The sequence below is a fragment of the Pseudomonas sp. CFBP 5748 genome, from assembly GCF_053850495.1.
This window is the reverse complement of record NZ_JBSPTN010000016.1, coordinates 108083-118804: the sequence shown is the minus strand read 5'-3', so window position 1 is coordinate 118804 and position 10722 is coordinate 108083. Positions and strand designations below refer to the sequence as shown.

Here is a 10722-nt window from a genome sequence, read left to right as displayed (position 1 = left end):
TCGTTCTGGTATCCCTGATAGAAACTTCAGGGGATTTTACCTAAGACCTTGAAAGGGATGGCCGTAAGGGCGGAACCATAAGCAGCCGTTACCGCAGCAACGGATATGTACCCCAACCAACCCAAAAAACAGCATTACCCCCTATCGCCACAGACGCCCCAGAAAACAGCCATAAAAAAAGGCCACCCAAAGGCAGCCTTTAAAAACTAGAGAGGTTTTTTGCTTACACAGCCGCAACAGGGCGCATGTAAGAGATTGGTGCGGTGCTGGCGTCTTCGAACGTCACGACTTCCCAAGCATCTTTCTGCTCAATCAACTTGCGCAGCAGCTGGTTGTTCAATGCGTGGCCGGACTTGAAGCCCCTGAACTCACCAATCAGGCTATTGCCCAGCAGGTAGAGGTCGCCGATTGCATCGAGGATCTTGTGCTTGACGAATTCGTCTTCATAACGAAGGCCGTCTTCGTTCAACACACCATCGGAATCGACCACGATCGCATTTTCAACACTGCCGCCGAGTGCGAGGTTGTGCTTGCGCAGGTACTCGATATCACTCATGAAACCAAAGGTGCGGGCGCGGCTGACTTCTTTTACGAACGAAGTGCTGGAAAAATCCACGCTTGCACTCTGGGTGCGGTCACGGAAAACCGGGTGATCGAAATCGATCTCGAAGCTCACCTTGAAACCTTCGAAAGGGACGAAAGTGGCGCGCTTGTCGCCATCTTCCACTGTCACTTCCCGCAGGATGCGGATGAACTTCTTGGCGGCGTCCTGCTCTTCCAGGCCAGCCGACTGAATCAGGAATACGAAGGGTCCGGCACTGCCATCCATGATCGGTACTTCGGACGCGGAGAGCTCGACGTAGGCGTTATCGATGCCCAGGCCAGCCATGGCCGAGAGCAAATGCTCCACCGTGTCCACTTTGGTGTCACCGTTGACCAATGTGGTCGACATAGTGGTTTCACCAACGTTTTCCGCGCGAGCAGGAATCTGCACCACAGGGTCGAGGTCGGCACGACAAAACACGATGCCGGTATCGACAGGTGCTGGCTTGAGGGTCAGGTAGACCTTCTCGCCGGAGTGCAGGCCGACACCTGTGGCACGGATAATATTCTTCAGGGTGCGTTGTTTAATCATGGCATGGGCCGCTTCAGCGCAAATTGCGAACTGGTATCAACAAAGGCTGGCGATGATAGCAGACCAGACCTTTGCTGAACACCAATCACCCGTATCCCCCTGATACATTTCATCAATCGGCCTGACGACGCAGGAATGCCGGGATGTCCAGGTAATCCAGATCGTCTTGCGGATTCATCTTCGCGGCAGTCGCAGTACCGGCCTGGGCCTGGTTGCGCATGACGGTCGGACGGTCCAGGTCACGGTAGTTCACCGCAGGCGCTTCCTGACGGGAGGACACTTGTTGTTGCGGTTGCGAAGCCATAGAGGTGTGAACGGTATTGTCGATGACCTTCACAGGCTTCTCGATTTTCGCGCCCAGACCGGTGGCAACCACGGTGACGTGCAACTCGTCGCGCATGTCCGGATCGATAACGGTACCGACCTTGACCATCGCGTGCTCGGAAGCGAAGGCTTCGATGATGCTACCCACGTCGGAGTACTCACCCAGGGACAGGTCAGGACCGGCGGTGATGTTCACCAGGATGCCGCGTGCACCTTGCAGGTTCACGTCTTCGAGCAACGGGTTGCGAATGGCCGCTTCGGTGGCCTCGCGTGCACGGTTCGGACCGCTGGCGCAGCCAGTGCCCATCATCGCCATGCCCATTTCGCTCATGACAGTCCGTACGTCGGCAAAGTCGACGTTGATCATGCCCGGACGCTTGATGATGTCGGAGATACCGCGAACGGCACCGGCCAGTACGTCATCGGCCTTGGCGAAAGCCGACAAGAGGCTTGCGTCTTTACCGAGGATGGTCAGCAGCTTCTCGTTAGGAATGGTGATCAACGAGTCGACGCTTTCAGACAGCAGACGGATACCTTCGTCGGCGATCTGCATACGCTTGCGGCCTTCGAAAGGGAACGGACGAGTCACCACCGCAACGGTGAGGATCCCCATTTCCTTGGCCACTTCGGCAATGATTGGCGCCGCACCGGTACCGGTACCGCCGCCCATGCCCGTGGTGATGAACACCATGTTGGTGCCTTGCAGGACTTCAGCAATGCGCTCACGGTCTTCGAGAGCGGCCTGACGACCGACTTCAGGGTTGGCGCCGGCGCCCAGGCCTTTGGTTACGCCAGTGCCCAATTGCAGGATGGTCCGCGCGCCGATGGATTTCAGCGCCTGGGCATCAGTGTTGGCGCAGATGAATTCAACGCCTTCAATGTTGCTCTTGACCATGTGGTTGACAGCGTTGCCGCCGCCACCGCCGACACCGATTACTTTAATAACCGGGCTAGCGGGGATGTTGTCTACGAGTTCGAACATTTTCCCTCTCCTTTCATTCTCTAGTTTTTTCGCCTACTGCGTTTGTTGCGTCTTCCGGCGCCAAGCTGGGCTGGGCGCTTGAAGCTTTAAACCGGTGTTAGAAGTTGCCCTTGACCCAGGCCTGGAGCCGCTCGAACAGCGGAGCCTTCGGCTCGTCGCTGCTGTAGCTGTCGCGGCTGCCTATCCCTGAGAACGAAATTCCGTCGGACTGCTTCTGCAGGCCGTACATCAACAGGCCCACGCCGGTGGAATAAATCGGGTTGCGGACCACGTCATCCAGGCCCTTGACGCCATGGGGCACGCCCAGGCGTACCGGCATGTGGAAAATCTCTTCGGCCAGTTCCACCGCACCTTCCATCTTCGACGTACCGCCGGTCAGCACGATGCCGGCCGGGATCAGGTCTTCGTAGCCGCTGCGGCGCAGTTCGGCCTGGATCAGCGTGAACAGCTCGTCGTAACGCGGCTCGACCACTTCGGCCAGGGCCTGGCGGGACAGCTCGCGCGGTGGACGGTCGCCAACGCTTGGCACCTTGATGGTTTCACCGGCACCGGCCAGTTTCGCCAGGGCGCAGGCGTAGCGGATCTTGATTTCCTCGGCGTACTGGGTCGGCGTGCGCAGGGCCATGGCGATGTCGTTGGTCACCTGGTCACCGGCAATCGGGATCACCGCCGTATGACGAATGGCGCCTTCGGTGAAGATCGCGATGTCGGTGGTACCGCCGCCGATGTCCACCAGGCACACGCCCAGCTCTTTCTCGTCGTCGGTCAGCACCGAGTAGGCCGAGGCCAGTTGCTCGAGGATGATGTCGTCGATTTCCAGGCCGCAGCGGCGCACGCATTTTTCGATGTTCTGCGCGGCATTCACTGCACAGGTGACCACGTGGACCTTGGCTTCCAGGCGGACGCCGGACATGCCCAGGGGTTCACGCACGCCTTCCTGGTTATCGATCACATAATCCTGCGGCAGGGTGTGCAGCACCCGCTGGTCGGCCGGGATCGCCACGGCCTGGGCCGCGTCGAGTACGCGCTCGAGGTCGGCGGAGCTGACTTCGCGATCACGGATCGCCACGATGCCGTGGGAGTTCAGGCTGCGGATGTGATTGCCCGCCACGCCAACGAACGCCGAGTGGATCCGGCAACCGGCCATCAGCTGCGCCTCTTCGATGGCGCGCTGGATCGATTGCACGGTGGACTCGATGTTCACCACCACGCCTTTTTTCAAGCCACGGGACGGATGAGTACCGATCCCGACGATGACCAGCGTGCCGTCGTCCGCGACCTCGCCTACCAGCGCTACCACCTTGGAAGTGCCGATATCCAGACCGACGATCATTTTTCCGCTTTGCACGTTTGCCATGGTCCTGCCTCTTCTTAATTCTTCGCGACGGCGGGTGCGGCCGTCGTCGGCGCTACAGGTTCCCGCCAGCCAACAGCGAGGCCGTTGGCGTAGCGCAGATCGATGCGCGCAATGTTCGTAATCTGTTCTTTAAGCGTCTTGTCATAGATGGCGATGAAGCGGCGCATCTTTTCCACCAGGTTGCCGCGACCGAGCAGCAGCTCGATGCCCGGGCCTGAGCTGCCCGCGCCAGTGGTCAGAAACCAGCTGCCGCGCTCACGCAATTCCAGGCGCGCGATGGAGAAGCCCAGTGGCCGCAACATCTGACTCAACACCTGGTACTGCTGCATCACTTGCTGCTGGGCCCGCTGTGGGCCGAACAGTTGTGGCAAATGTTCATAGTTGGCCAGTTCTCGCGGCGTAAACGCCTGGCCCTGGTTGTTCAACAGCGATTCGTCGCCCCAGCGGGCCACCGGCAGTTGTTCTTCCAGGCGAATGGAAATCTGGTCAGGCCATACCCGACGGACTTCTGCGTGAGCGATCCAGGGCATCTGCTCCAGCTCCGTGCGCATGCCCGCCAGGTCGATGGTGAAAAAGCTCGAGGCCACGAACGGGGCGATCCGCTGCTGCACCGCCTGCTGGCTGATGTAGCTCAGGTCACCCTGGACGTTGATCCGGGCAATCGGCCGGTCGGCGTAAGGCAGCAACCGCTGGGCACCTTCATACGTACCGAACCCCAACACCACCAGCAGCACCGGCCAGAACAGGCTCTTGAGAAAGCCAAAATTGGCTTTCGGCAGACGCGCCGACATCGGCTCCTTGGCCACCATTCGGCTGGCACCCCGCGGCACCGGCTTGCGACCGGGTGCGGATGGCTGATGACGAAGCGATGCGCCTTGCATGGCTTAACCTCTTGACTCTTGATTGCCGACACTGGCAGCCAGGATCGACAGCACCAGTTGCTGGAAATCCAGGCCGGCGGCACGGGCCGCCATCGGTACCAGGCTGTGATCGGTCATGCCGGGCGCGGTGTTGACTTCCAGGAACCAGAACTGCCCATCGGCGTCCTGCATCACGTCCGCCCTCCCCCAACCGGCAATACCCAGCGCCTCACAGGCCTTGGCCGTGAGGTCCATCAGTTGTTTTTCCTTGGCGGCGTCCAGCCCGCAGGGAATGCGGTACTGGGTATCGTTGGCGACGTACTTGGCGTCGTAGTCGTAGAACGTATGCGGGGTGCCCAGCGCAATCGGTGGCAACACCTGGTCACGCAGGGTGGCGATGGTGAACTCGGGACCTGTGATCCACTGCTCGACCAACACTTGCGAATCGTAGGAACTGGCGTCTTTCCATGCCGCGGTCAACTCAGGCAGCGAAGTCACTTTCGCCATGCCAATACTTGAACCTTCATGGGCCGGTTTGACGATCAAAGGGAAGCCCAGTTCCGTGGCCGCCGAAATACAATCGGCCTCGCTTGCGAGCACGGCGTGACGCGGCGTCGGAATGCCGAGGCTGTGCCAGACCTGCTTGGTGCGCAGCTTGTCCATCGCCAGGGCGGAAGCCAGGATGCCGCTGCCGGTGTAGGGAATGCCCAGGCACTCGAGCAAGCCTTGCATGCTGCCGTCTTCACCGCCACGGCCATGAAGGATGATGAACGCGCGGTCGATCTTCTCGTTCAGCAGACGCTGAAGGAAGTCGTCGCCCACGTCGATGCCGAAAGCGTCGACACCGGCGCTTTGCAGGGCTTGCAGCACAGCATTGCCGGACTTGAGGGATACCTCGCGCTCGGCGCTCTTGCCGCCGAACAATACGGCAACGCGGCCGAAGGCTTTCGGCTCAAGGGTCGAGACCAGGTTGGCGTAGGCAGCAGTCATTTCAGTTTCCCCTCGCTGGAAGCCACGATTGCCCCGGCGAATAACGGACTTTTCAACAGTTTCGGGGCCAGGCCACCGATGTCACCGGCACCCTGGCACAGCAGGATGTCGCCAGCGCGCAGCAGCGGCTTGACCAGCGGCGCGAGGTCCACGCCGCGCTCGATGTAGATCGGGTCCAGCTGGCCGCGCTGGCGAATGCTGTGGCACAGCTGACGGCTGTCGGCGCCGGGAATCGGCTCTTCACCGGCCGGATAGACTTCCATCAACAGCAACACGTTGGCATCGGCCAACACCTGGACGAAATCGTCATACAGGTCGCGGGTGCGGCTGTAGCGGTGTGGTTGGTAGACCATCACCAGGCGACGCTCCGGCCAGCCACCGCGCACGGCCTTGATCACCGCCGCGACTTCGGTCGGGTGGTGGCCGTAATCGTCCACCAGCATCACGTTGCCGCCGTCCACCGGCAGTTCGCCGTAGACCTGGAAACGTCGGCCCACGCCCTGGAACCCGGACAGGCCCTGAACGATAGCTTCATCGCTGACGCCTTCGTCAGTGGCGATGCAAATGGTGGCCAGGGAGTTGAGCACGTTGTGGTTACCCGGCATGTTCACCGACACATCCAGTGGCTCACGGTCCGGGCGCAACACGGTGAAGAACGTCTGCATACCCTGCTGGCGCACGTTGATGGCGCGCACGTCGGCTTCTTCGCCAAAACCGTAGGTCACGGTCGGACGTTTGATCAGCGGCAGGATTTCACGTACCACCGGGTCGTCCAGGCACACCACCGCCAAACCATAGAACGGCAGGTTGTGCAGGAACTCGACGAAGGTTTTCTTCAACTTGTTGAAGTCGCCGTCATAGGTCGCCATGTGATCGGCATCGATGTTGGTGACCACGGCCACCAGCGGTTGCAGGTGCAGGAAACTGGCGTCGCTCTCGTCGGCTTCGGCGATCAGGTAGCGGCTGGTACCCAGCTGGGCATTGGTGCCCGCGGCGTTCAGGCGCCCACCGATCACGAAGGTCGGATCCAGGCCGCCGGCAGCGAACACCGAAGCGATCAGGCTGGTAGTGGTGGTCTTGCCGTGAGTACCGGCGACGGCGATGCCGTGGCGATAGCGCATCAGCTCGGCCAGCATCTCAGCCCGAGGCACCACGGGAATGCGGCGTTCCAGGGCGGTGGCGACTTCCGGGTTGGAGGTGTTCACGGCACTGGAGACCACCAGCACGTCGGCATTGGCGGCGTTCTCGGCGCGGTGCCCGATAAAGATCTGGGCGCCAAAGGACTCCAGGCGCTCGGTGACCGGAGAGGCCTTCAGGTCGGAACCGGAAACCTGGTAACCCAGGTTCAGCAGCACTTCGGCAATCCCGCACATGCCCACGCCGCCGATACCGACGAAGTGGATGCGGCGGATACGGCGCATTTCCGGTTGCGGCATGGCTTTGCGATTCTCAACCATGGGCCACCTCCAGGCAGGTATCGACCACTTGGGCCGTAGCATCGGGTTTGGCCAGGCGGCGGGCGGCACGGGCCATGTCTTCAAGTCGTTGCGGCTGCATCAAAACCTCTGTCAGGCGGGCGGCAAGATCCGCGGCGCCAGTCGTTCTTTGCGGCATCAGGAAGGCAGCGCCTTCACGGGCCAAATAATCAGCATTGCGGGTCTGGTGATCGTCGATGGCGTGGGGCAAAGGCACCAGCATCGAGGGCAGACCGGCGGCAGCCAGTTCGCTGATGGTCAGCGCGCCTGCGCGGCAAACCACCAGGTCGGCCCAGCCATAGGCTTGGGCCATGTCTTTGATGAAAGGCTGCACCTGCGCCTCGACGCCTGCGGCGCGATAGCGCTCGGCGGTCACTTCATCGTGATTTTTGCCGGCCTGATGGAACACTTCCGGTCGCAGTTCGGGGGCGACCTGCGACAAGGCTTCAGGCAGCAATTTGTTCAACGGCTCTGCCCCCAGGCTTCCGCCCAGGATCAGTAAGCGCGCCTTGCGTCCGGCCAGGGCCGGGCGCGGTGTATCGAGGAACAGCTCGGTACGCACCGGATTACCGGTGGTGCGACGGCTGCCCGACAGGGTAAAGGTGTCGGGAAAGGCTTCACAGACCCGGGCGGCCAACGGCACCAGTAACCGATTGGCGGTACCGGCCACGGCGTTTTGTTCGTGAACGATCACCGGCACACCGGCCAATTTCGCCGCAACACCGCCAGGACCTGTCACATAACCGCCAAACCCCACCACGCATACCGGCTGCAAGCGGCGGATGATCGCCCGCGCCTGCCAGACCGACTTGAGCAGCATCAGCGGCGCCTTGAGCAACGACAATTTGCCCTTGCCCCGCAGGCCACTGGCGTCGATCCGGTGCAGCTCAAGGCCCGCACCCGGCACCAATTCGTTCTCGATACCCCGTGGCGTACCCAGCCAGTGCACGGTGTAACCGCGCGCCTGGAACTCCCGGGCACAGGCCAGCGCCGGGAACACATGCCCACCGGTACCGCCCGCCATGATCAGCACGTTAGCGCCCATGAGTCGGCTCCTCGGCGAAGTCGCTCTCTTGGAACTCCATCTCTTCGCTGCCCAGATGGGTTCGACTTTCCCACTCGATGCGCAACAACAAGCCGAGACAGGCACAGCAGATCACCAGGGAGCTGCCGCCATAACTGAGGAATGGCAGCGTCAGGCCTTTGGTCGGCAACAGGCCGACGTTCACACCGATGTTGATCAGGAACTGACCGATCCACAGGAACGACAGGCCATACGCCACGTAGGCGGCAAAAAACTGCTTGGCCTTCTCGGCCCACAAACCGATGTACATCCCGCGCACGCAGACAAACACGAACAGGGCAACGGTGCACAACGAGCCCACGACACCCAGTTCTTCGGCCAGGACCGAGAACACGAAGTCGGTGTGGGCCTCGGGCAGGTAGAACTGCTTCTGCACGCTGTTGCCCAGGCCTACGCCCAGCCATTCGCCACGACCGAAGGCGATCAGTGCCTGGGTCAATTGATAGCCAGAGCCGAACTGGTCGGCCCACGGGTCGGTAAAGGTGATCAGACGCGCCATCCGATAAGGTTGCGCCTGCACCAGCACCGTCACCGCGCCAACCGCCAGCGCCACCATCAGGGTGAAACGGAACAGGCCGACGCCACCGAGGAACAGCATCGCCGCCGCCGCGCCCATCATCACCACCGTGGCACCGAAGTCCGGCTCCATCAGCAGCAGGCCTGCCATCGGCAGCAACACGATGAACGGCTTGAAGAAGCCCATCCAGCTTTCGCGCACTTCTTTCTGCCGGCGCACCAGGTAACCGGCAAGGTAGATCACCACAAAAACCTTGGCGATCTCCGAAGGCTGTACGTTGAAGAAACTGAAACCGATCCAACGCATCGAACCGTTGACCTCGCGGCCAATGCCTGGCACCAGCACCATCACCAACAGGCCAAAGGCGCCGAGCAGCATCAGCCAGCCCAGGCGCTGCCAGGTGGCGATCGGCACCATCATGGTGACGATGCACGCGCCCAAGCCGATCACCAGGTAAATCAGGTGGCGGATCATGTGATAAAGCGTGTTACCCGACTGCACGGCCGCCACTTCCGACGAGGCGGACGTGATCATCACCAGGCCCAGGCCAAGCAATGCCAGGCAACCGGCAAGCATCGGGAAATCCAGGTCGATGCCACGCCCGGTGATCAGCGGCGACGGGTACGGCTTGATGATGTTCATCAGGCTCATGCCAAGTCCTCCGCGGCCCGGGCGAACAGCTGCCCGCGCTCTTCATAGTTCTTGAACATGTCGAAACTGGCGCAGGCCGGCGACAACAGGACCGCATCGCCCGGTTGAGCGAGGGCGCGGCATTGCTGCACCGCCTCATCCAGCGAACCGACGCGAACCAGCGGCACGGCGTCGCCAAGCGCCTGGGCGATCAATTCGCGGTCGCGGCCCATCAGCACCACGGCACGGCAGTTGGCCGCCACCGGATCACGCAGGTCCTTGAAGTCGGCACCCTTGCCGTCGCCACCGGCGATCAGCACCAGTTTGCCTTCGATGTCCGCCCCCAAGCCTTCGATGGCCGCCAGGGCGGCGCCGACGTTGGTGGCTTTGGAATCGTTGTACCAGGCCACGCCATCGAGGTCGCGAACCCACTGGCAGCGGTGTTCGAGACCGGCAAACGTGCGCAGGGCCGAGAGCATGGCGTCGAACGGCAGGCCGACCGCATGCCCCAGGGCCAAAGCGGCCAGGGCATTGGCCTGGTTGTGGGCACCACGGATCTTCAGCTCGCGTACCGGCATCAGGTTCTGGAATTCGAAGGCCAGGTATTTCTCGCCATTCTCTTCGCGCAGCCCGAAGCCTTTGAAATCCGGAACGCCCAGGCCGAAGGACCAGCATGGCAGGCCCTCGCCCAGCAGCGGACGGGTCAACGCGTCCTGACGGTTGAACACCACTTGCCGCGCGCCACGGAAGATCCGGTGCTTGGCCAGGTGATAAGCCGGCAGGCCGCTGTAGCGGTCCATGTGGTCTTCGCTGACGTTGAGCACGGTCGCCACTTCGGCGCCCAATTGATCGGTGGTTTCGAGCTGGAAGCTCGACAGTTCCATCACGTACAGCTCGACGTCGTCACTGAGCAGGTCCAGCGCCGGAGTACCGAGGTTGCCACCCACCGCGACCCGCTTGCCGGCGGCCGCCGCCATCTCGCCTACCAGGGTGGTGACGGTGCTTTTCGCATTGGAGCCGCTGATGGCGATGATCGGTGCCTTGGCGTTACGGGCGAACAGCTCGATGTCACCGGACAGTTTTACACCACGGGCCGCCGCCGCTTGCAGGGCCGGAGTCGCCAAGGCCAGGCCAGGGCTCACGTAGAGCTCATCGGCGCGGCACAGGAATTCGACGTCCAGCTCGCCACAACGCACGTCCACCTGGGGATAGTCACGCCGCAGCGTGGCCAGCTCAGGCGGATTCTCCCGCGTATCAGCCACGGCAAAGGACACGCCCCGGTTCGCCAGGAAGCGAACCAGGGACATGCCGCTCTTGCCGAGGCCGACAACGATGCGGAAGTGGTCAGAAGCGATCAGGGACACTCGT

General features: G+C 61.8%; 9 protein-coding genes. All 9 read right to left on the bottom strand.

What is annotated here, in order from left to right; genetic code table 11:
- Positions 1-223: 223 nt before the first annotated feature.
- On the bottom strand, positions 224-1135 hold the full coding sequence (lpxC, locus tag ACWNZ1_RS26500; protein ID WP_135847082.1) for a UDP-3-O-acyl-N-acetylglucosamine deacetylase: 912 nt from the start codon (positions 1133-1135) through the stop codon (positions 224-226).
- A gap of 112 nt (positions 1136-1247) precedes the next feature.
- On the bottom strand, positions 1248-2441 hold the full coding sequence (ftsZ, locus tag ACWNZ1_RS26495; protein WP_135847083.1) for a cell division protein FtsZ: 1194 nt from the start codon (positions 2439-2441) through the stop codon (positions 1248-1250).
- A gap of 97 nt (positions 2442-2538) precedes the next feature.
- Positions 2539-3798, bottom strand: a complete 1260-nt coding sequence (gene ftsA, locus ACWNZ1_RS26490; protein ID WP_003205342.1) for a cell division protein FtsA — start codon at positions 3796-3798, stop codon at positions 2539-2541.
- 14 nt (positions 3799-3812) lie between these two features.
- Complete coding sequence (locus ACWNZ1_RS26485; protein WP_135847084.1) at positions 3813-4679, bottom strand: cell division protein FtsQ/DivIB; 867 nt, start codon at positions 4677-4679, stop codon at positions 3813-3815.
- A gap of 3 nt (positions 4680-4682) precedes the next feature.
- Positions 4683-5648, bottom strand: a complete 966-nt coding sequence (locus ACWNZ1_RS26480) for a D-alanine--D-alanine ligase (RefSeq protein ID WP_135847085.1) — start codon at positions 5646-5648, stop codon at positions 4683-4685.
- On the bottom strand, positions 5645-7105 hold the full coding sequence (gene murC / locus ACWNZ1_RS26475) for a UDP-N-acetylmuramate--L-alanine ligase (RefSeq protein ID WP_135847086.1): 1461 nt from the start codon (positions 7103-7105) through the stop codon (positions 5645-5647). Before murC ends, ACWNZ1_RS26480 begins: the two co-directional genes overlap by 4 nt.
- Positions 7098-8168 (bottom strand): undecaprenyldiphospho-muramoylpentapeptide beta-N-acetylglucosaminyltransferase, encoded by a 1071-nt coding sequence (gene murG, locus ACWNZ1_RS26470; RefSeq protein WP_135847087.1) that lies wholly within the window; start codon positions 8166-8168, stop codon positions 7098-7100. Before murG ends, murC begins: the two co-directional genes overlap by 8 nt.
- Entirely contained in the window at positions 8158-9375 is a 1218-nt protein-coding gene (gene ftsW, locus ACWNZ1_RS26465) for a putative lipid II flippase FtsW (protein ID WP_122567006.1), read from the bottom strand. Before ftsW ends, murG begins: the two co-directional genes overlap by 11 nt.
- Entirely contained in the window at positions 9372-10718 is a 1347-nt protein-coding gene (murD, locus tag ACWNZ1_RS26460) for a UDP-N-acetylmuramoyl-L-alanine--D-glutamate ligase (RefSeq protein ID WP_135847088.1), read from the bottom strand. The genes ftsW and murD overlap by 4 nt, the downstream gene beginning before the upstream one ends.
- Between the last annotated feature and the right edge of the window lie 4 nt (positions 10719-10722).